This window comes from Nocardia sp. NPDC059764, from assembly GCF_042732555.1.
Taxonomy (GTDB): Bacteria; Actinomycetota; Actinomycetes; order Mycobacteriales; family Mycobacteriaceae; genus Nocardia.
Genome location: NZ_JBHWHH010000125.1, coordinates 1 through 21,779, shown reverse-complemented (window position 1 = coordinate 21,779; position 21,779 = coordinate 1). Strand labels below are relative to the sequence as shown.

General features: G+C 62.3%; 17 protein-coding genes. 4 read left to right on the top strand and 13 right to left on the bottom strand.

Annotated elements, in window-relative coordinates; all coding sequences use genetic code 11:
• Nucleotides 1-469: 469 nt before the first annotated feature.
• The 13 genes from ACFV4K_RS24600 to ACFV4K_RS24540 all read right to left on the bottom strand — a co-directional run bounded on the left by ACFV4K_RS24600 (nt 470) and on the right by ACFV4K_RS24540 (nt 16,311).
• Nucleotides 470-1,294 carry a hypothetical protein gene (locus ACFV4K_RS24600; protein ID WP_379278025.1) on the bottom strand — a complete coding sequence of 275 codons (825 nt, stop codon included), beginning with the start codon at nt 1,292-1,294 and terminating at the stop codon, nt 470-472.
• A gap of 89 nt (nt 1,295-1,383) precedes the next feature.
• Nucleotides 1,384-3,894, bottom strand: coding sequence for a hypothetical protein (locus ACFV4K_RS24595; protein ID WP_379278024.1), 2,511 nt, complete (start codon nt 3,892-3,894; stop codon nt 1,384-1,386).
• Between the two features lie 496 nt (nt 3,895-4,390).
• The gene (locus ACFV4K_RS24590) at nt 4,391-5,065 is read right to left on the bottom strand and encodes a hypothetical protein (RefSeq protein ID WP_379278022.1); all 675 of its coding nucleotides are present in this window, start codon (nt 5,063-5,065) and stop codon (nt 4,391-4,393) included.
• Between the two features lie 1,060 nt (nt 5,066-6,125).
• Nucleotides 6,126-6,437: a hypothetical protein gene (locus ACFV4K_RS24585; protein WP_379278020.1), complete on the bottom strand. Its 312-nt coding sequence runs from the start codon at nt 6,435-6,437 to the stop codon at nt 6,126-6,128.
• 108 nt (nt 6,438-6,545) lie between these two features.
• Nucleotides 6,546-9,191, bottom strand: coding sequence for a Z1 domain-containing protein (locus tag ACFV4K_RS24580; RefSeq protein ID WP_379278019.1), 2,646 nt, complete (start codon nt 9,189-9,191; stop codon nt 6,546-6,548).
• 816 nt (nt 9,192-10,007) lie between these two features.
• Entirely contained in the window at nt 10,008-10,424 is a 417-nt protein-coding gene (locus tag ACFV4K_RS24575; protein ID WP_379278017.1) for a hypothetical protein, read from the bottom strand.
• 133 nt (nt 10,425-10,557) lie between these two features.
• Nucleotides 10,558-10,860: a hypothetical protein gene (locus ACFV4K_RS24570; RefSeq protein WP_379278015.1), complete on the bottom strand. Its 303-nt coding sequence runs from the start codon at nt 10,858-10,860 to the stop codon at nt 10,558-10,560.
• Complete coding sequence (locus ACFV4K_RS24565; RefSeq protein WP_379278013.1) at nt 10,860-12,233, bottom strand: hypothetical protein; 1,374 nt, start codon at nt 12,231-12,233, stop codon at nt 10,860-10,862. The genes ACFV4K_RS24570 and ACFV4K_RS24565 overlap by 1 nt, the downstream gene beginning before the upstream one ends.
• On the bottom strand, nt 12,230-12,532 hold the full coding sequence (locus ACFV4K_RS24560) for a WXG100 family type VII secretion target (RefSeq protein ID WP_379278012.1): 303 nt from the start codon (nt 12,530-12,532) through the stop codon (nt 12,230-12,232). Before ACFV4K_RS24560 ends, ACFV4K_RS24565 begins: the two co-directional genes overlap by 4 nt.
• A gap of 14 nt (nt 12,533-12,546) precedes the next feature.
• The gene (locus tag ACFV4K_RS24555) at nt 12,547-12,909 is read right to left on the bottom strand and encodes a WXG100 family type VII secretion target (RefSeq protein ID WP_379278010.1); all 363 of its coding nucleotides are present in this window, start codon (nt 12,907-12,909) and stop codon (nt 12,547-12,549) included.
• Nucleotides 12,910-13,879: 970 nt separating this feature from the next.
• Nucleotides 13,880-14,119: a hypothetical protein gene (locus ACFV4K_RS24550; RefSeq protein ID WP_379278008.1), complete on the bottom strand. Its 240-nt coding sequence runs from the start codon at nt 14,117-14,119 to the stop codon at nt 13,880-13,882.
• Nucleotides 14,120-14,651: 532 nt separating this feature from the next.
• Nucleotides 14,652-15,152, bottom strand: coding sequence for a hypothetical protein (locus ACFV4K_RS24545; RefSeq protein ID WP_379278007.1), 501 nt, complete (start codon nt 15,150-15,152; stop codon nt 14,652-14,654).
• A gap of 328 nt (nt 15,153-15,480) precedes the next feature.
• The gene (locus tag ACFV4K_RS24540) at nt 15,481-16,311 is read right to left on the bottom strand and encodes a hypothetical protein (RefSeq protein WP_379278005.1); all 831 of its coding nucleotides are present in this window, start codon (nt 16,309-16,311) and stop codon (nt 15,481-15,483) included.
• A 295-nt stretch (nt 16,312-16,606) separates the two neighbouring features.
• Between ACFV4K_RS24540 and ACFV4K_RS24535 the strand changes: the two genes are divergently transcribed.
• The 4 genes from ACFV4K_RS24535 to ACFV4K_RS24520 all read left to right on the top strand — a co-directional run bounded on the left by ACFV4K_RS24535 (nt 16,607) and on the right by ACFV4K_RS24520 (nt 21,758).
• Nucleotides 16,607-16,873: a helix-turn-helix domain-containing protein gene (locus tag ACFV4K_RS24535; RefSeq protein ID WP_379278004.1), complete on the top strand. Its 267-nt coding sequence runs from the start codon at nt 16,607-16,609 to the stop codon at nt 16,871-16,873.
• A gap of 253 nt (nt 16,874-17,126) precedes the next feature.
• Nucleotides 17,127-18,332 carry a tyrosine-type recombinase/integrase gene (locus ACFV4K_RS24530; protein WP_379278002.1) on the top strand — a complete coding sequence of 402 codons (1,206 nt, stop codon included), beginning with the start codon at nt 17,127-17,129 and terminating at the stop codon, nt 18,330-18,332.
• Nucleotides 18,333-18,600: 268 nt separating this feature from the next.
• Nucleotides 18,601-20,745, top strand: a complete 2,145-nt coding sequence (locus tag ACFV4K_RS24525; protein ID WP_379278000.1) for a site-specific integrase — start codon at nt 18,601-18,603, stop codon at nt 20,743-20,745.
• Nucleotides 20,746-21,059: 314 nt separating this feature from the next.
• Nucleotides 21,060-21,758, top strand: a complete 699-nt coding sequence (locus ACFV4K_RS24520) for an oxygenase MpaB family protein (protein WP_379277998.1) — start codon at nt 21,060-21,062, stop codon at nt 21,756-21,758.
• Nucleotides 21,759-21,779: the final 21 nt, after the last annotated feature.

Here is a 21,779-nt window from a genome sequence, read left to right as displayed (position 1 = left end):
CGCCTGACACCGATCGAATTTGAGACAATCAATCAGCCCGCACTCGCGGCCTGAAACACCACACCCCGCGAGTCAACCGAACTCGGGGCAGTCCCGGCAACGCGATCGAGCTGGTGTTTCTGCCGCGTACTCGTCGTGGCTGAACCGGATCGAGTGCGAGTTCGCCGCGCTGCGGTACTTCGCGCTCAACGGCACCGACCACCGCAGCCACGACGAGCAAGACGACGCCATCGGCACCTACGTCCGCTGGCGTAACCAACACGCCAGCCCAATTCGGGACTTCGCGGTCGGCTCCAGGATCCGCAGACCCGATTACCTAACGAACGTTGCCTGACACGGCACTAGCCAGCAATCCGGCCAACATCCGTACCACGCGCCCCTGCCAATTCCGTTGTCAGGTCAGGTCACAGAACATGTTCAAGACCATGGACCAGGAAGGCCTCATCGCGAGCGCATCGACCCGAAGTAGTCAGTTTGTCGGTGAGCGGAATACAGTCTGAACGATGCTGTCGAGTGACTGGCTACCGTCGATGACAGCGGCCATGTAGCGATCGATGTCCTCTATCGCGGGCAGGCCACTGGCACGTATCGTCAGTGGCGCATCGGCGCAGACGTCGGAGTGTGCGCAGACTTGATTTAGAGTTGCCAACACCGAGTCCACCACGGCCAGCCAGGTGCGGAGGAACCGCAGCCGCCGGTAGACGCGGTAGCTGCTGGTGGCCTGTGGCAGGAACAGGTCACGGCCGTCCCATCCAATGGATCTCGTTGCGCGAGCGGCCATTACATTGAGGCTGCGTTGATGAGCTGCGAGGTCGTAGCTGCCGCGAGCAAAGTTGGCCGCGACGGGTGTCAACGTCGCGTGGGAGGGCCGGAGGGCTATTAGCTGTTGCCAAGTACGGTGCAAGTCACGCCGCAGAGGTACTGGCAGCTCGAAGGCCACCAGCACGTCAGCGGGGATCTTGCGCCGCACCTGTTTGCCTGCGGTCGGTGCGTTCTGGAACGTGCCCCATGCGCGCCGCTGCAGCGACCAGCCGGGCAGCACGCCCAGGCGGGCACCCGGCATGGGGTCCTGGTCGTCGATGTAGAGCTCGAATATGCTGCGCCCGTACATCAGGTGGTCGTGCCCGACCGTGGCCACCAGTTGGGCGAACAACCGGGCCGGGTCCTCGCTGTGGAAACCGAGTTCGTCGAGCAGGCTGGCGACGATCGCCGCACCGTGGTCGGGGTCATGCTCGCCAAATTCCAAGCCGATCTCGAACGGGTACTGCTGGTGGTCGAAGTCGTCGAGCAGCATCGAGCAGTACAAGCCGTCGTGGCCGTGCAGCGCTGAGCCGTCGAATGCGTACGGGTGCAGCGAAACTCGGGACCGAAGCGCTGACATAATCACTGCTCGACGGCGGGGTCGGCCGCACCGGTCTCGCCGTGGTGTGTGGATTGTGTCGCGTCCAGCGCCTCGAAGGCAGCGATGAGCGCTGCCAGCCGTGACCCGATGTGGTCGAGTGTAGGGACGGCGCCGCGCTGTACCGACCGAGGCAGCAACCATGCGGCGACGAACAATTCGCTCAATTGCGCGATCTGCAGTCGGCTCAGGATGAGCGCTGCACGCGGGTTGGACTCGCCACCAAGTAAGTCGGCTTCGCCGAAATAGAGATCCTCGCGCCGAAATCCCCTGGCTTGCAGTGCTTCGACGACTCTATTGTGGCGGGTTGTCTGTGCGAGCAATCCCGGCGACATTCCCAGCACGCGTTGGTTGTGCACGATCGTCTCCAGGCAGAGGTCAAGGACGTGTTGAGCATTTGCGTCCAGCACACGTTCCCATGCGGTGTCGAATCCGGCGAGGCGGAGCTTGTCGTGTTCGTTGACGACTCCGATCGTCATCGCAGTGCCTGACAACTGCAGCAGCATTGACAACGGCTCGGACCACACGGCAGCCAGGACGCTCGGGTGGTGACGGCGCACGCTGGATTGCAGGCGCACACGGGCACTGTCGGTGGCCATGAACAGTGCCAGTAGCCGCTGGTCGAGGTCGATGACTGCTCGGTCGGAGAGGACATCATCGAACAGGTCTTGGTAACTGCGTTGAAACGCCCACCCGAACATGTCGGGGCGGTCGCTGCGCGGGTGGGCATTCGCTCGGGCAGCCAGTACTGCGATCGGTGTGCGCAACCCGTCGTGCAGCAGTTGCCGTCGACGATGTAGGTCGTCAAGATCAAGGTCGGGCCACGCGTCATCGGTTTCTCGGTGTGCGGCTTCGCAGTGGGTGAACAGCTCCGCCATCGCCGCCAAGGGGTGTTGCCATTTGGCGGTTGCTTCGTCCATGCGGCTGAGGGCTGCGCCTGCTGCGGCTGTGGGCGAATCCCCAACACGGCGCACCCACGGCCACAGGTCCTCGTCGAAGACGGCCATCAATTGTGTGGCCTCGTCGATGATTTCGGTGGCGATCGCACGGGCCATCAACTGTGAGACGTTGGCGTCGGAGGTGATCCGGCGGCCTTCGATAGATACCTCAAAGTCCAGGGCGTCCTGGATCTGACAGCTCGACTGTGCCGCTACTGGTCCCAGATTCCGCACTCGTTTCCCGGCTACCTGGCGCAGTGCCCATTGTGGGAAGTCGGCGGTCAGCGCCGCGACATGATCGTAGAGTCCCAGCACTGCCTGAATGTGGGTGTGCATCACGAAGTCAACCACGTTCGCCAGGGCAAGTTCGGTGCCGGTGGCCGGTGAGCTCAGCTCGCCGCCCGTGGCGGCGTCGGTACCGACCGTGGCCCGCGGTACTGGCGCCGGTAGCGCACGCTCCACCTCAGCTATCACCGGCGCTGCCACCGTCTCTATCCACAGGCGTGCCTCGGCGAAAAGTCCACACCGCATCAATTCGCGCACGGGGTCGTCGAGTGCGTTGAGTAGCGATGCGAGCTCGGCAACACCGCGACCGCTGAGCAACTCTCCCAGGATCGCCGCGAGTCGTCGTTCTACCCACAGCGAGTCCTCGGTGCGGGTAGCGGGCAAGGTCGTGGAGGTCGACAATGCCACACCGATCTCCATCGCATCGGCCAGCAGCCAGTCTTTGTGCTCGTGCGAGGAAACGCACCAGCCGGGGGTAGCGAGCAGGTCCCGCTTTCTGCGCCCGTAAGTCAGCCATTGGCTGCTCAGGTACTGTGCGGCGGTCCGCGATCGGGTGTCGGCGGTGACATATTCGGCGGCGACATTGGTGAGATCTTTTTCGCGGCTGCGGACCAGCGCACAGATGTCGCTCAACGTCTGCAGCGATGCCAGAGTTTGCCTGCGCCGCAGCAGAACCTGTGTATCGGGCTCACCGCTGCCGGGTCGAGAAACAGGCATCGTCGAACGCGCCAGATCTTGCCCCACGATCGGCAGCAGCCGCCGCGGCTCAAGCAGGTCGTAGAGCTGGGTGCGTAATCGCCCGAACGACAGCACCACGAACCCACCCAACAACGCCACCATCGCCAGTACCAAGTGATTGGGCTGACGTCCGACGGTCGGCATCATCAACACGATCAGCCCCGACAACACCGCCTGCACATACACTCGCGCGTACACCCGACCGCCGGGCAGCCGGGTGACCAGCGCCCGCACCCGCGCAGTGGTGTCCTTGTAGGCGGTCGACACTACGAACGCGACCGTCGCGAAGTAGACGCCAGCCAACGTGCCGGTCACAGCAAGCGCGGCAGCGACAATGGCCTGAACGTTCAACATCGGCGGCGGGAGCCTGCCGCACCAACTCGCCGCCGACGATAGCCATCTTGGAAGCCATTCCCATTCCGCAACAACATCTTTCAGCAAGCTGCCGCAACGTTGGCCGACAGAGACCAGGACCACCGCCACGATCGTGGCGAAGACAACTCGACCCAGCAGCCTGAGGGCCGTCCACGACATCGACCTCGACTCCCGAGCAAACGAGCCCGCCCCGGCCGCGAGCAACGCAATCGCACTACGCCCAGACATCACGCGACGGCGCGTCCGCCAGTACCTCGCCGTCGACATCCTGCGTGCCCGCCACCCCAGAGCACGACTGGCTAGATTCACCGACACCCTTTCCGGGGTAAGAACTCTCGTCTCCGGGGCCGATGCGATCCCGCCGCCGACCCTGACCGATTCAACCACCCACCGCGCGTCCCCGCAGGCATCCCCGCCGAGTGTTTCGTCCCCTGCACCGCCCCGAGGGCGCCGCGTCCTATACGGGCGCGCCGAGGCTATTGGCCCCAGCCTGGGTGGCCATCGTCGTGGCGATGACGCCCATGCCCGGACCTGCTGTCAGGGCCACGGGGTTCGCATCGGCCGCTGATGGGCGGTGCGGGATTCGATCGGCGGCTGTTGAGCATCGCGACGCTCAACAGCCGTGGCTCAGCCGCGCGCGGGAATACCCTGCAGTTCAGCGACGGCCGAGGCCGACGCCAACCGTCCAGGTTGGATTCTGTAATTCATGAGGGACCGGGATGTTGTACGTCTTTGCAAGGCGCTGCACGATAGAGCCGATTTCTTCGCGCATGACGTCCAGGTGCTGATTCGCATGAATTTCGCCTTTGCTCGGCAATCCGTCGGCGTCGACGATCACGTTCTTCATGAGACTTTGCGCTGCAACACGGATGGCTTTGAGATCTATCCGCAAGCGATCGTCGTCGGTGATCTCGCGCATAGCCCGGTTGATGTCGGATCGCAGGTCCCGCAGCGCTTTGATCACGTGGGGCCACACTTCCATGTGAACCAAGCAGTGGAGCGATCGCTTGTCGGCAAGGACATTGAACAGGTGCTGAACAACTTTCGCGTTGTGCTCAAGTCTCATCAGTTCAGGTAGAAGGGGGAGCCGTGGACTAGCCAGGAGCTGTCGGACCCTGGCAGTGTGCTCGTCTCTCCATTGAGTCAGTAATGCCACCGAGTATCCAGGGCCGCCGTTGTTGTCGACAAGATCATGACAGACACCGCACAGGAAGATCGCGTTGTCCGGATCGGATCGATCTTCGTCGGTCATGTCCTCGTTGTGTCGAGCGCTTCCTAACTCCCTGCCCCGAATATGTGCGAACTTCCCGATGTTGGTCTTGAGCAGCATGTCTCTGGTCTTGACTTCAGGGCCGACGAGTAGCCGATTGCAGTCGGGGTTGGTGCACATGTAGCCCGCACACGCCGCAACCACCGCTTTGGTTGCTGCCGAGAATCTACCATTTGCCATCGGGCCCCCAATTCATCGAATCAGACTGTGCTGCAGTAGGAACCGTACCTGTCATCGCTGACAATCCCGTGACGCTGTCCAAGTTTCGGGCTGATTGGTCCAGTGAACAACGTGGCCTGGACTTCACCAGTCGCTCGTCGCTGCGCGTTCGTCCCGGCCCATCGTTCGACGCGTTGCCGCAAGCGAAGTGGGCAAAATTATGCGACCGGCCGGCACGAGCAAAGTCGGCCGGGTCAGTGCTCTCCTAGCTCGAAAGGTTGGGTCGTACCCGATGAGCAGGCTGCACCTGCATGCGTGTGGTTCACCGGCGAGCCACCTCGACGCCGTCGCGGACGAACAAGGCATCGATGAATTCACGCAACAACCGCTCGGCACGGTCATTCTCCGGTGCGTTCGGTCGGTGCCAGACCAGCTCGCTTGGTTGACCTTCACATGGCCTGCGCTGGCCGTTCGGTCAGCGCGGCATGCGACAGTTGAGGATGTTGGCAATCGGGGATCTATTGGACCTTGATCTCGCCGACGATGACGTCGCCGCTCTCAAAGTCCGACTTCTGAAGGTCTCGGAAGACGAGACCAATGGACGGAGGTTCCGGGACTCGCCGACCGATCGTGCAGGGCACATCGATCCATGAGCACGTGCCTGATGGACCTGGCCTCCCGCCGGCGCGAATCGCTCTGAGCCGGTCACCCACCCGCGCTGTGCCCGACTCGACATGTCCCGCGACCACGGTCCCGCGGCCCGTCAGCGTGAAACGTCCTCAACCAAGAACCGGAACGGTTCGTCGTGCGGTACTTCGTCGGCCATGACTTGATCATGAACGGCATCAGGCCAAGCAGGTTCATGACGCTCCGTGACCTAGCCGGTCAGCGTGCCTCACGGCAATTGGGGACCTTCCTTCCGACCCTAGAGCCGGAGGTCCTGCGAGTCTCGCATCCGCGATCACAGGGGCAGGTCACCCACGATGCGCGCACCGTTGTCGAAGACGAGGGTCAGTACCTCATCCTTCGTCTGTGCGGTGGCCAGTCGGCATCTCAACAGACCTAGGACTGGGCCGGCTGTGCGGGGGTCGTCCTCGGTTCGGACATCCCATTCCTTGCCCTCAGCGTCTGTGAACTGGAAATCGTTGAGATCCAGGTAGGTGTCGTCAGCACGTGGGACCGGGTCGAAGAGAACGATTCGCACCCAGCCGTTCCAGACCCATACCTGCTCAACTTCTAGGCCGGACAATCTCGCGCACCAATCTGCAGCCACGAGCGTCAGCGTACTGGCGACCAGTGCGTTCCTTGGGCCGAGATGTTATCGGCACGTTGACCTTCAGCGGCCCGCAGTATGGCCAACGTCAATCCGCCCTGAATGCGGCTACTTCGTCCGAGACCGCAGCATCGGCACATGTGGCGCTACTAGTGGCGGAACCTCGTCAGGGGTCAGTTGACGTGTATCCGCAAGCGCCAGTGCGGACTGGGCAAGCTTGGTGCGGACTGCCTCTTCGTCGGCACACACGTCCTGAAAGGCCTGGTACAGGTCGATCGCTCGATCGCGCGGTCCTTCGTCGCGACTGATGTAGAGCCGCATTAGGTCCCGGTATCCGATGTGGAAGCCGAACCATCGGCCCATCTGTATCAGGGCGGCCGGGTTGGAGGAGTAGCGGCGAATGTAGGAGACTGTGAGGCCTTCTACCGTGAAACCGCGGGTCAGCTTCTGGCCACCGATCAGGATTTTCCAGATCGGGCGGCGGTCGAAGTCGAGGTCACCGGTGCTGATGTCTTTGTCGCTGTTGATGATCAGGGTCGGTCTTTTGTCGGCCCCGATGCGCTGGACAACCGGTCCGATGTATGGCACCAGCTCCTCATAGGATGCGGGTACGGCGTGTCCTTCGGAGCGCACGGCAGATACCGGCGCGATATCGGTGTCGAAGAGCTCGCGGAGTCTTTGGTGGTCACCGTGGGCGGAATAGCCAGCGTCCCACCACAACTTGGTTGCGCGCCCGAGCATCTCGCGATGCGCTTCGGTCGTGAAGGATCCGTAGACGAGCATGGTGTGGTGACGAAAGTAATTGCTGCCCAGTCCATCCCGTTGCTGGCGGAACAGCTTCATGGCTCCGGTCAATACGAAGGTGTCGATCGCACGCTGCAGTTGCAGGGTGTCGTCATCGCGGGAGAAGTCGAGGTGGCGGACATGGGCGAGTTCATTCGAGTTGGCGACCGTGCGCTCGCGCCCGGGGAACTCGGCACCGAGGTCGTGAAAGTCTCGTGGGCCCATGTACCCGTCGGGTCGCGGCAGCGAAACGATGAAGTCCTTGGGGAAGATCTCGGTGTTTCCGTTGGGGTCGAGGAGTACGTTCGCGAACGGTGTCGCGGCGTATCCCACGTATTGGGCTCGCGGCAGCAGCGCCAGCAGATCGGAGATCGCACGGTTGACGGCGCTGCGCTCGATGTCGGGCTTGAGGCCGGCGGTGTTGACAGACGCCTGGTCGGATTCGTCGTCGATGATCAGGGCCGGTATCTCCCCGAGTGGGGTGCGCAGTGCCCGCAGGTCTCGCAGCAGTTTTCCGAGGACGGTGGCGTTCTTCTTGATCACCATCAATCGTGCCGAGGATCGGTGCAGATTGCGGGCGTCATATAGGGGGAGATCGGGCTGCTGTTTCTCGAACTCGAGAGCGTCGATTGCTTGCCTCAGGGATCGGTAGTCGTCGTGACCGGTGGTGAGACGGACGATATCGAAGCCGCCCAGGGTTGATGGCATACCACCGAATTCGAGGAACTCGCGCTGCACCCATTGGGGGTCGTCGCAGTAGTCGGATTCGTATTCGCTGATGCCGCGCAGAATGTTCTCTCGGCCGACGAGGTCTTGATCCAGCCGGCGCTGGGTTTGGTCGCGCAGCATGTTCAGCGAGCCACCGAGCACGATGACCAGCCGGTATCCCGCATCCATCGCTTTGGCGATCACGCCGGTGAAGTTGGCCGTCTTGCCGGACTGGGCATAGCCGATGACCAGCCCCCGCGATTGGTATGCCTGCGGTTGCGTCGGATCGGCCAGGCGTGCCACGACAGTATCGGCCGCCGTATCGAGGCTGAGGATCGCTTGCGGCGACCAGCCTTTGCCGCTGAGATGCTCGCGGTACCGCGGCCAGTACCAGGCCGTGTGTTGCTGTGAGTCGGGGCTGTACCAGGGCGTGAACGCTGTGCTGATCACCGCCGTCGATGAAGCCCCTGGGAGCGGGCAGGCAGCGTCGAAAAGGTCGCAGAGTTCTCGGCTCAGCGCCAGGGCAAGGTAGACGTCGGCTCGTCGTGCGGGGGTGTGTGCTTCGGCGTGTGACCACACGGGGTGCTCCAGGGAATCCCAGACGCTCAACTGCCGGCGCCACGCCTGAACCAACGGGTCCGCGGGCCCCGCGGACTGCAGGGCCCATACAAGATCTTCCTCATCGGCGTGCGGTTCCGCGCCGGGGATGTCGTCGGCGTGGTAGGCCAAGGCCCGCATCAGGCGTTTGGGCTTGGTGGCAGCGAGGTCGGCGATGACTGCGCGGTGCAGTGCGATTCGCGCCTGAGTCGCCTGGGGAAGTCCGGCACTGCTGCGATCCACCCGCTGATCGCGCTGGGCGGGTGCCGCCGCTTGCCCCGCGGGCGAATTGCGGGTCTCAGGGGAGTGCGCTGCATGAGGAAGTGCGCCACGAGGCTGATCACGTATCGCCCAATGCCATGCGTCACCGTCTGTGCGACGAGAACGCTCGGCCAGCTCAAGGAGATCGCCGGTGAGGGTGCCGGGCAGCAGCAGCCAGTTCGGGGAGACATCCAGGGCGAGTGCAAGCGCGATGAGGTCGTCGACATCGACGCGCCGCTGCCCTTTTTCCACCTTCGCCAGCGACGAGAGGTCGATGGGTCTGCCCACCTCGCCCAGGCGTCGCGCGAGAGCCCCGAGCGTCAGTCCTTGGGCCCGCCGGAGATGTTGCACCCGATGGCTCAATCGGGTCCCCGTGGGACCGAGAGCGCCGACCTGCTTCGCCACCCCCCCACCCTACCTCCCGTCGTTGGCGATAATCTCCAAGTTGTCGAAACTGTCCATTTTTGCCTCTTGACCGGGGCGGGCGGGGCGGGAAAGCTGTGCTCGACGAGGATGGCCAGCCGACGCCCAAATGGCAACGGCCCCCGCAGCAACGGGGGCCGTTCTCGTCGTTCCCAGGCTTTCGAACAGGAGGACGAGTATGTCAACAGTAACGGGCCACACGGTCCGGTCAAGCGGTTGTTCCGCCCGCCCCATCCATCCGGCAGGACCGCTGCTTTCCCTGCGCTCCATGGTCATCGTAGGCTCCTCGATGCTCGTGGGGTTGTGCGCCGGAGCAGGTGGCGGGGCGATAACCGGCATCAGGGTCGCCACCATGCACGGAACGGTTGGCGCGGTGATCATCGGATCGGCGGCCGGCGTGGCAAGCGCTGCGATGGCCGGACTCACGACCGCGCGGTGCCTGCATCTGCTGATCGCAGCGGACGCGTGATCCGGCAGACGGCGGCTCAGATGAAGCGATAGACCGTTGCGACCTGGCGACTTGGCCGCTGTCGCCAGGCCTGCACGATTGCGTGCCACCGCTGATTGATTTCTGCTGCATCGATTCTCGGTCGCATCGCGGGGTCGAAGCAGTCGAGTATCTTCCTCGACGCGACAAACGAGATACCCAACTCCATTTGAAAGATCCACAAGAACCGCATTCCAGTCAGCAGCATGTCCTCACGGGTCGACAGATGGCCCAACATCTCCAGAAGTGGGGCGTCCTGCTCGAAAGCTTTTGCAGCCGTTCATCGTTCGGTGCGTCCATCGCGGTGGGGGCTACTCAGCGGTCTCGCGCTCGGCCAGGAACTTGTCGAGCAGGCCGAAGGGCGCCTCGAGCACACGTGCCTCCTGCTCAGGTGTATAAGCGTCTGAACGGTCGCGCTCCGGTAGCGCGATCAACTCGATCAGGGACCACCAGGCGAGGCTGTTGTGGTGGCCGATGTAGTTGGCGATCCGCCACTCGCGGAAGCCGTCCAGCAGGGGTCTGCCGCTGCGTCGGGCGGCCGCGTCGTAGCCGTTCAAGAAGCTGGTGACGCCGCGCACGTCGGGGGAGCCGATGTACATGCCGCTGCGTCTGGCGAACAGGGCGATGAATTCGCGCTCGGTGAGATCGTTCGGATCAGTCGGTTTTGGCGCATCGACCGCCTGTTGCCCTACTCCATCAGTGGGGCTAGAGGTACTCCCGCGTACCACCGGCCTACCTCACCACGATGTCGGCGTGGACGCTAGCGCCTAGGCAGAGTATGCACTTGACAGTCCCACACGATCGCGACAAGCGGCTGCCCCGACGACAAGGAGTTCAATGAGAAGTTGCGCGGCTATCCGCTCAATCCTTGGCTAGAAGCTTGACCAGCTTCTCGAGAGACGTCGTATAGGTCCAGTTGTCTTGCGTCCGTTCGACCGAGTTCAACTCCCTCTGAGCGGACTCCAGCAGTGCGGCCTTGAAACGGCCAGCGTCCTGCGGCTTCTCCTTGTTCACATCCATTCCGCCATTGGCGTCCACCACATAGCGCCAATCCTCTAGATCGCCAGGCATGAGCTCATATCCGATGGCGGCATCAAAGAGCCGATCGAAGACCGAACCCGACACCCACCACTCATTTTCCGACCCAAAACGTACCGATAGCATCAGAATCCCATCCTAATGATCTTTTGTTGTGATGACGGCGGCAGGGAATCGACGTAACCTCGGACCTCCGCAATTTGTTGAGGAGTATACCCTGTCATATCGATCACAGTGAAATCGTTCCCCTGCTTTACCAGGTGGTGATCAATTGAATCTTTGAATTTCTCGAAGTTGTGGAATTCTGACTTGTCCCCACGCCCCAAGGCATCATATTTTCGCCCGAGGTCGTCATACCAGTCGTAACCGGGGTCCGGAGGCGGAGGAGATTCGAAAGTTCGCCCAGCGAACTTCGGGTCGTCAGCCAGACGCTTGGCCGTCTCCAATTCGTTCGGCCGTAGATACTTTTCCATCGTACTGCCAAGCTTGGCCTTCGCGCGTTCAGCTGCTTGCTTGAGGTCATTAGCACGCTTACCCAGAAGGTCTGCGATGCGTTGCAGTTCCGCGCGAGTCTGTTCGGTCTCCTTCTCGACGCTAACCGCTTTGTTGATCTTCCTTAAATCAAGGACTTTGCGTAGAAGTTTGGCAAATTTCTCCAGGCATTTGGCAGTTCTCGCGATACCTACAGCAGCTCCGACACCGAAGGTAACGAAAGACAACGCAACGCTGACAACAGCATTGATTGCGAGCTCTTTGATTAGTTCGTCGCGGAAATCTTCGAGAGTATGTTTCAGGTCTTCCCGAAGATTGTCGTGTGCAGTCTTCTGATCCTGGCATGCCTTGGCGATATCTTTACATGTAGCGGTCACATCGGCAGCGGCATCCTTCATCGAACGGATGTCACCGCTGATAAATTCGACTTCCGGCGCGGTCACCGTTTGAAACAGTGCGGCAGCGCGTTCCAGTTCACTGGAGAGCTTGATAGCCGCATCAGAGGTGGCCATCTCTGTCCAAGCGCCTGCAGCTTTGAGCAGCTTGCCGGTGTCGCCGTCGGGGACCGGAACGCCGATCTTGGCCACCAGATCGAGTCCGTCATCAATGAGCCCGTTGCCCTTGCCCCCTGCGGAGGCTGGCATCAGAGGGCAGACCGACATTGCCGGTGGCGGAGTCGCGGGTTTCGTCGGTGCGAGCCCGCCACTGTCGGGTGGATAGTCGGCCACGGCGTGGTTGTAACCAGCGTCAATGAGGATTGTCGTGTAGCTGTCGATCGCCGCGAGGAGGTTAGAGATCAGGCCATAGGCGCTGTCAGCCTTCTGATCGTAAGACTTTCCCCACTCCGCACAGTCGCCGACGGTGCCGGACATCTCCTTGGTATCTTGGAGTACTCCGAGCTGGGTTTGAAATACCGAGAAGTAGGCTGCTCCCGCCTTATTAATGATTGTGGCAGCGTCGTAATAGACGCTGGGATCCACATTAATTGTTGCGGTCGGGGCCGTCATTTCCTACCCAACATATTCAGATTCGCCTCAATCGCCGAAGTGTAGCGGCCGTGCGCTTCCATGGCGGCCTGGCGCATTTTCTCGATACCGTCGGAGACGTCAGCGGTTCCCGTCAACCATTTCTTGAATGCATCGGAATGCTCCGTGGCAGCCGAGCCAGTCCACGTCACATGCAACGCGGTGATACGTTGCTCGAGTCCAGTTAGACTGTCGGAGAGAAAACCAACAAACCCCTTTAGGCGATTGGCAATGTCGTCTAACTCGGTAAGATTCACTTGATACGACGAGTCGTTGCTCATACGAGTTCCTTCGGTCAGACTGGAGGGAGATTCAGCAAAGACCCGAATCCGCTGGCGTTGCCCTGATCCATATCAGCGAACACGATGCCAGTCACTCCCAGCAACTCGGCCATATCCTTTAGCGCCTGGAGTACCTCGGCCGCACCTTTGTGGACCTCCGTCCAACCGTTGCTGTAGTCAGTGGCTGAACGCCCCCGCCATGTTTTCAGCAGATCAGCCACTTCGTTGTCCAACGACCGCATCCCGCTGATCAATTCTTCGGCCGTCATTTGCATGAATTGGCCCGCATCGGTAACTTCGGCGGGCACCACTTGAAATATTTCGGTGGAATTCTCCGATTCCGATGTCACATATCCCCCTTGCAGCCACGTATCCAACGAGGCGTAACCCTACCTCCGAGGAAGACACCGCGCGAACTCGACCGCGGATCCGATGCGTCCCGTCGTCGAGGAGCGCCGACCGCGATTCGTCACCAGTTCGTAGAGTTCCGGATGGGCGAGTTCAAACTCTGCTCTCGCTGCCAATCGTCGTACTCCACGGCATCCACGTAGCCGGACCTACTGCCGCCTGTCGCGGGTGACGCGAGACCGCTCGGGCCAGACTGCGGTTCGTTCGCACCGCTGCGCCCGATTCCCGCACGGACAGCATCGTACGCGGCAGTGCGGGCTTGCCCGATCAGCTCGATGACAGTGGCCACGACCCGCTCGGGATCAGAGCTGCGCGCGCGATCGGTTACGACCCATCGGTGGACCTTGCCATCAGCACCGACAGCAACCGACAGTGAGCCATCTGGCGATGCCGCAACGGCAACCTCTTTCGCCAACATGGCCCGCACTGCTTCGACATCCGCGCCCGAAACTCTCGGCGAACCACTGGCCGTCGCTTTCCCGTTGCTTCGCATGAGCCCCCGATCCGAACGCTGGTGTGCGGATGAGAGTTCCATCCTGACACGGTTTTTCACACCCTACATCGCGAACGATCGATGCTTCGAGCCGAAGCACGCCGAACTCGTAGGCGACCGACTCACCTGAGGCTGGCCCGGTCTTCCGGACACCGATCGTGAGGCGGAATACTCGCCTCCGCAAGAGTGTCCGCATGCCCTCCAGCACACCACGTGAGTTCCGCGAACGTATGGAGCGGCCCGGCGGCGATGACGCGGCCTGGAGGCGGCCACAGAATTCCGCTGCGACCACTGCGGCGCAATTCGACACGGATCGCCAGCCAGTTCACTCTCCCCGCGACCGGTGCTGTCCATGATGTTCACCGACCCGGCGAACGCGGTGCCGGCGACTCGGGTGGCGGAGGCTCGGTCCCGCCACGATGCCAAGTGGCGGTGGGGGTGCCTGGCTATCGGACATACGCGTCCCCACTGCACGTCAGGTGTCCGAAGTGGTTGCGCCACAGCGGCGGTGGTACCGCGCCCGAATCACGGTCACCGGCACCACCGGCGGTGCGCCCCACGGTCATGACGGCAGTGCCGGTGATCGCATCGCCGGATCGGTCGGCGTCAGGTACGACGGTCACACTGTAGGCGTCGCTGATAGCGGCATTCAGATGACGAAATGAGAGGATCAGGTCGGAAAACACTCCCGGTCTCCTCGGTCTGCGTCGAACACATCGCCTCGCTACGAGCCCGCGAGGCCACCACAGAAACACTCACCCTATGAGGGCGAGCAGACACTCCCCTCGCACCCATCACCGCCGTGGGTGCTCAGCTGATTCGATCCTCGCACCACGATCGCGACCGGCGGGCCGCAACGGGCAAGACTCGCCGACACCACCCGCCGACGCGCCGATGTCAAGTGCTCCACACGAGTGCGTCGGGCACCCGATGCCAGGATGCGATGCACTGCAGGTGATGCGGTTGCGTACAGCAACGCGCTGTAACGGCTCGCTGATTCGGCAGTGAGCGCCGATCCTGTACACATCGGCAGGTCCGCTTCCCGATCGTGCGGTGAACAGCCGGGATTTCACCGCCCCTGGACTGGGCATGTCCGTCGAGGCGGGCTGCGTGAGTTGCCACCGTATGTCGCCGCGAGACCGCGCCCCGCACCGACTGATTCGAGTGATCTCAGCCGGTGGGGACCGTCGTGCGGGGCAAGGGGGCTGGGGTGTGGAACTAGGGCTCGTCACGCGGTTCCCAGGCGGCAGACTCCCAGATCAGCCTCGCCACGTTCTCCTCGGTGATCGCGGCTGGCAGTAGCTCGGGCGGCACCGGTTCATCAAGAATGGTCCACGACTGCATGAAACCTTGCGGATCCGCTGCGATCGCCGCGCCGAGCCCAGCCCACTGGTCGGTGTCGGCCACCGGCCGAGTACCCGCTACCGCATCGAGGTCGGATTCCAGCCGTGCCCAATAGGCGTGCAATGTCGCGCAACGCTCCACTCGAGCCGCACTGCGGAGCTTATCCAGACGGAGCCGACCGGCCCGGATCTCCCGGCTGATCGAGTCGACCAAGGCTGTCCAGCCGTCGTCGACGGTTGAGCGCCAATCTCCGCGCAGCAGTTCGAGCACCGCGATCTCGATGTAGCGGAGCTGCCGACGGGATTGGTTGCTGCGACCGACAATTCGCACGCCGTGAATGCGGGGCGAGGCGCGCCCGGTGACGGCTAGCAGCAACTGTGCCGGAGCTCCAATGTCCGGGCGGCGGTCCAGCTCGTGGGGCCAACGCCGCTGGCCCCCAACACTGTCAAGGCGATCTGTGCGATCGAGGGTCGAGTCATTCCATAGCGGCTCTGGGCGCCTTTGTAGTAGAGACCGCGGTGGACATTGATCAACTCTCCGGCCCGCACAGCACGAGCCACCGCCGACCGCGCCGCAGCGCGCGAACCCGCAACGTCCGCGATCCGGAGAAAATGGCCCACACGTACTGCTGCAATGGATTCGGCCGGACTCGTTGCCGCTGTGCCCATCCCGGGATCCGTACGCCCGGCGACCCGCGCGTCGTTCACGCTGCCAGGTTCGTCGTCGATGTGCGTCGAAGAGCCGCGCGTCGTCGTGTTTCGGTTTTGGCGCGTTCACCGCGGCGAAGTTCGCCTCCTTCCCATCGGATCCAGCCCTGTGTGGTGAGCCAACGTTGCTGGGCACGGCCGTCGCTCTCGTTGAAAAACAGCGGCACACCTTTGCCGTCGGTCAACTCTGTCGCGATCTGCGCCCAGCTCGGGCTGCGGTCGCCGTGCAGCCGCCGATACATGCCGACATACTGGGCGACCAGGTATCCAACGGTGGCCGCCGGAGCGTGCGAGACATGGTCACCAAAAAACCGGGTGTGGAAGCGTCGTCCCGCGCACAGCGACCGCGGTGCTCGGCTCGTAGCGATCCAGCCGCGCCGTTCGAGTTTGGTGAAGGTCGGTTTGCGTCCCAGCTGATATTCGGGTGGCTCCCCGAGTCCCCACATCCACCAGGTCTGCACCGGCTCGGAGTTCCACGCCTCCTGCCAAGTCGGGCCAGCTTGGAACGCGGCCCAATACTCGACCACGACCGTGGACATCACCTCGCCGAGGGCGTCGCAGTCCTTGCGGATGACCGCCTCGATCTCCTTGATCTCGGCTCGCCGATAAGCGCGCGCTTCGTCGCCGTTCATGTTCGGTGGGTTTACCACTGCGTTTGCCACCGCTTCGGGCGTCGGAACCTGCCCGGTGACCAACAGCTCGATGATCATCTCGGCCTGTAGCTCGGTGCAGTTGTTCAGATCCAACGGCACCCGCTTGGGAAATCCGTAGCGCTGCGGATCCACCGCCCGCGACAGCCGCAACGCCGCGCCGGTGTCACCCGCCAATGCGGTTGCCGACAGCCACGACTCGGCGGTGACGTCGACGCCGTTCCAACATCCTTTCAAGATCCCAATGGACAACGCTCGAACTCCGATCTCGTGTGAAGGGGATCGGCACGAGCGGTCCTCTACGCCCTCTCGTGCCGTGTTCGGCTTACGCGGACACCCAGTGGCCCGATCGAGAAGGTCGCGGTTTTGGCGATCGGAAGCAGCATAGTACGGCGCCCACCCAAACGAAGTCAGCGAATAGGACGTTTACGCTCTGGATCATTCTGCACTGGACAGATGAAGTTGCGTCCATATGTCCAGTTCAGGCGAGCCTCCGACCAATCCGACCGCCTCGGCGTTCGGGGCGCGGGTGCGTGCTCGACGAACAGAACTCGGATGGAGTCAGGAAACCGCCGCCCACGCCTGCGGTGTGCACTGGACGTATCTCGGGCAGGTGGAGCGCGGCAGGCGCAGTCCGCGAATCGAGAACATCCTGCGGTTCGCTGCGGGTCTCAATACCACACCCGGGCAGCTACTCGACGGCCTACCGACCCCACCCCCGAGCGGTGAACACCCTTGACCGGCCGCGCCATACAGGTCCAACAACCTTCGTAGCTGCGTTGAGCGACAAGGTAATTCACCATCACCGGTCAGGGAGCTGGCACGGAAGAAGGTCGGTCTGTCGGTCGAATTCCTGTGCCGGACACACCTCGGGATATGGGTCGGCGCGGCCGACGGCCGGTCGCCGGAGGGCAACAGACTACTGCCGCTGGACCGGCACGACCCGCCGTCCATGACACCGCCGACCTCTCGTGCCGCTACGAACGACTGCAATGGACCAACATGAACTCCGTAGCGATGTGACGTTCGGACGGGTGGAGATTCCTCGGATCGGCTCGGTGATGCCGACCGGTCTCAAGAACCTTCCCTATACGGTTGTCGATGCTCGCGGTCGGCCGGTCGAACAGATCGACAATTACCTGATGTCTTTGGCCCTCAGCGACATGAGCCCCTTGACCTGCAAGAGCTACGGCCAGGACCTGCTGAGATGGTTCCGATTGCTATGGCTGCTCGGGCTGGCATGGAATCAGGCGCGCGAGGGTGACGTCGCAGCCCTGGTGGGTTGGATGCGCACTGCCTCGAACCCACAACGGCGGCGCCGTCGAGCCGGGAGTATGTGCGCGGGATCGGTGAATTCCCGCACAGGTAAACAGTATTTGAGTGCCGGGTACGCACCCACCACGATCAACCACTGTCTGACGGTGATCCATCGCTTCTACCACTTCCACTCCCTCTACGGCATGGGTCCGGTGATCAATCCGGTTCCGGAGTCCCGCCAGCACCGCGGGGCACTTGCCCACCGCAGCCCTCTGGAGCCGAAACCGTTGATTCGCCGGTCGTCCCTGCGTCAACGAACACCGACCCGACAACCACGCTCGATCCCCGATCGAATGTGGGATGAACTGTTCGCTGCGATGCGCAACGACCGTGACCGGGCGTTGCTGTTGTTCTACGTCTCGAGTGCCGCGCGGGCGACCGAGCTGCTCGGGGTCGGCGTCGAAGATCTCGATTGGGGTGGTCTGCGGATATGGGTGACCACCAAGGGCAGCAACGAACGCCAGGACATCCCCGCCGACCCGCAGGCGTTCGTGTACCTGGCGAAGTATCTGGAATGCCACGGTGTGCCGGGGCCAGGCCAGCCGGTTTTCCGGGCGTTGCGCGGCGATCCGAGGCCCCTCACCTATTGGGCGCTGCGACGAATCCTGCAACGCGCCAACGATCGACTCGCCACCAACTGGACGTGGCACGTTCTGCGCCACACTGCGGCGATCCGGATGGTGGGCGACGAGACGCTCAAATTGCCCGAGATACAGCGCATCCTGCGCCATGCGAACTTGTCCACACTCAGCGTGTACACCCGTGTTCGTGTCGAGGATCTCTACGACAAGCTCCAAGAGCATTTCGCCCATCCCCGGCCGGAGATCACCTATCCCAGCGGGTACGACCCCGATGACATCTCGGCGGTGTTCGGTGACTAGGTTGCCCGTTGCCACCGATACCGGCACTGCCCGCCAGAGCCGACGCCGCCTCGACGACAACCGCAGACTGCCGGAAGACTCCGCGCGTTACGATCTCCACCTCCAGCCAGCACCCGCCCCCGCTCCGAAGATGCCGCCTCGGCCGTGCGGAAATCTCACGACGGCTTCCCCGGAGCGGCTCGTCAAAACCATGCGGACCGTATGGCCGAATCCTTGTGATTCCGATTACTTCAAACAATCTCGCGGACTGGAAGTCGCGTGCTCGTACTTGGCAGAATTCCCCGGACGCACATGGCAGCAACGCTGGGACGCAGCGCATTCGAACGCCGCCGCCAGCACCCTGGGCGCGATCATCTTCCCCGCCGATGCCGTTCGACGCCAACACCTCGTGAAAGCGGTCCGGTTCCTGTTCGGCGCGCGCATCGTACGCCCGACCCTAACGCAATTCCGGGCGCACAAGTTCAATGTGTACGCGACGGACTTCCAGCGCATGCAACATGATCCACTGTTGGACAGCTACTTTCAGGAGGTGGCCGCCAGGACCCATGTGACCACGCTCCACAAGAATCGAGCCTTATTCGATGTCTGCTGCGCACTCACCACACAGGGAATTCAACTCGCCGATTTGACCCCCTCAGCGATGCTGTACTACGCCAACGAGACACGCCGACTCGGCATCACGCACGGAGGGAGTGGAGTTGCTGGACGGCTCGGCGCTCATCTCGCCTGGGAAGTACTGTGCGCGATGGGGCACTTTCCTGCATCGACGCCACCCAATATCAGGGCATTCACATTCTTGAAACAACAATCGGTCGACGAACTTGTCGACCGCTACCAAATCGAGAATTCCGGGATCCGGCAACTACTCATCCGGTACCTCAATCGACGTGCCGCAGCGTTCGGCTATCGAGGCGTCGATGATGTCTCTCGCATTCTGGGAGGACTGTTCTGGTCGACGATCGAATCACTGCACCCCGGACAATCCGATCTGAGGATCGACCCGGACACCTACCGCCGGTGGCGGGAAGACCTCAACTGGACCACACCGAGGAAGAACGCACCAGCCAAAGAGCGCACCGACACCTACACTATTCTACTGACTATCCGTGGCTTCTACGCAGACCTTCACAGTTGGGCCATTGAAGATCCCATACTGTGGGGACGATGGGCAGCACCATGTCCTATCGACGCGAGCGAGCTCCGCAACTACAGCAAGCGCCTCCGCCGAATCAGAGAGCGCACTGACAACCGAATTCGTCTCCGCCAGCCGATCCTATCTATTTTGGTCGACCACATACGACGGCGTTACGAGAACACATCCACGCTACTGCGGCTGGGCTCAGAGATGGCGATCGGAAGCGAGCTGACCCATAACGGCCACCCTTACACTCGCGTAGAGGCACAACATGACAGGAACCTCGCGCCCGCCGAGCGGCCCGTGCGGCTACAAGATTCCAAAACAGGCAAGATCATATGCTACACAAAAGCCGAGGAATATCACTTCCGGCAATGGGTAGCGATCGAGGTACTTAGACTCTCCGGTATTCGCATCGAGGAATTGTGCGAGCTGTCCCAGCTCAGCATTCGGCAATACCAGCGGCATAATGGCGAGGTCATCGCACTACTGGTAATTGCACCATCCAAATCCGACCGTGAACGCGTCATTCCCATGTCGGCCGAACTTTTCCACGTCATCGCGCAAATCATCAAACGTCTCACCGCCGGACAGCACCGCTCTGTCGCGCTAATCCCTCGATGGGACCCCTACGAGCGGGTCTGGCTGCCCCCCATGCCGTTCTTGTTTCAACGCCAGATTGGATGCGCGCGCTCTGTAGTCGCGGCCGGCACGGTAGTTGGTTGGCTGACAAAGTCCTGCGAAGAACTCGCCGAATACGATCCTCGTTTCCGGGGTCTACACTTCACTCCACACGATTTCCGTCGATTGCTAGCAACCGATATGGCCAACAGCGGCCTGCCGATCCATATCGGTGCCGCATTGCTGGGGCATCTCAACATCCAAACCACCCGCGGTTACATTTCAGTCTTCGACGAGGACATAGTCCGCCACTATCAGGCATATCTCGAGGTCCGCCGCCGGACGCGCCCAACCGAAGAATACCGTCCGGTGACCGATACGGAATGGAGCGATTTCCAAGAACACTTCGACCGACGCAAGGTCGAATTGGGCACCTGTGCACGTCCCTACGGCACACCCTGCCAACACGAACACGCCTGTATCCGTTGTCCGATGCTCAACATCAACCCAGACATGCTGGGGCGCCTCGACGAGCTCGAAGCCGACCTGCTGCAACGGCGCCTACACGCGCAGCAGCAGGAATGGCTAGGTGAGATCGAAGGAATCGATCTCACTTTGACATTCCTGCGCCAAAACGTGACGAAGCCACACGCTTGAACAAGCTGACGGGCAGTGAACCGATCATGTTGCATCTGGAACCACCGTCGGCTCGCCCCACCAAGTAGGGGTGGCAGCGGCACGCACCACCGCTCCGACCACGTCAACCTCTCGCCTCGGGTTGGGCTCGCTTCCGGCACCAGCGGCTCCGCCACAAAGCGCCTGGTGGTGCCGATTGCCTGCGCGGCTGTAGACTGGACGAAATCTACAGCCCCGCAACAATACTCGTACATTCCACCAGAAAAATGGGCGAGCGATGCCCCATTGTCTCTCCGTGATCGCCCAACCCCTACACCGACTTCGAGATGCCGGAAATGACGGCTTCCAGCATGGTGCAGAGAAGGATCTACGGCGGCGAGGAAGCTCTCGCCGAGGCCGACCGCCTACGCACGATGCACGCCGCCCTGAATTCCACCGACGCCCAAGGCGTCAAGCACCGCGCCCTGTCCTCGGGCCCATGGGCGTGGGTGCTGCACACCGCGGTCTTCGCCTTCACCGAGGGCAACAAGTACTTCTCCAGCGACAAGCTGACCGAGGCCGAGAAGGAGTCCTACTACCAGGAAGTCGTGCAGCTCATGCGCAACTTCTCGGTGCCGCCCAAGGAGATTCCCGCCACCTACGCCGAATGGCTCCCCTGGTTCGAGGACCAGATCGAGAACCACCTGGCGCCCACGAATGTCGCGCACGACTACCTGAAGGTCATCCGGAACATCGCCCCGCCCAAGCAGATCCCTTCCGCCCTGCACCCGGTGTGGCGCGTGGCCACCCGACCCGTCGGCCGCCTCCAGTACTTCTGCACCGTCGGCACCACCCCCGACTCCATCCGCGACCGCCTCGGCCTGGAGTGGACCGCGAACGACGAACGCGCCCTGCGCATCCTGGGCTGGGTCATCGGCCGCCTCGTCCCGATGCTCCCGGAACGCGTCCGCTACTTCCCCATCGCCTACGAGGCCCGCCGCCTCGAACGCGACCGCGCCCGCCTGCGCGCGATCATCGACGTACGCCCGATCTGACGTTCACCCGCGCCGGGAACC

Excerpts from the sequence above, each read along its gene's own strand:
- ACFV4K_RS24600 (WP_379278025.1), bottom strand. The coding sequence starts at position 1,294 with ATGCTGCTCGACGACTTCGACCACCAGCAGTACCCGTTCGAGATCGGC.
- ACFV4K_RS24530 (WP_379278002.1), top strand. The coding sequence starts at position 17,127 with ATGGACCAACATGAACTCCGTAGCGATGTGACGTTCGGACGGGTGGAG.
- ACFV4K_RS24520 (WP_379277998.1), top strand. The coding sequence starts at position 21,060 with ATGACGGCTTCCAGCATGGTGCAGAGAAGGATCTACGGCGGCGAGGAA.
- ACFV4K_RS24560 (WP_379278012.1), bottom strand. The coding sequence starts at position 12,532 with ATGAGCAACGACTCGTCGTATCAAGTGAATCTTACCGAGTTAGACGAC.
- ACFV4K_RS24595 (WP_379278024.1), bottom strand. The coding sequence starts at position 3,894 with ATGTCGTGGACGGCCCTCAGGCTGCTGGGTCGAGTTGTCTTCGCCACG.
- ACFV4K_RS24590 (WP_379278022.1), bottom strand. The coding sequence starts at position 5,065 with ATGCTGCTCAAGACCAACATCGGGAAGTTCGCACATATTCGGGGCAGG.
- ACFV4K_RS24565 (WP_379278013.1), bottom strand. The coding sequence starts at position 12,233 with ATGACGGCCCCGACCGCAACAATTAATGTGGATCCCAGCGTCTATTAC.
- ACFV4K_RS24535 (WP_379278004.1), top strand. The coding sequence starts at position 16,607 with ATGTCCAGTTCAGGCGAGCCTCCGACCAATCCGACCGCCTCGGCGTTC.
- ACFV4K_RS24570 (WP_379278015.1), bottom strand. The coding sequence starts at position 10,860 with ATGCTATCGGTACGTTTTGGGTCGGAAAATGAGTGGTGGGTGTCGGGT.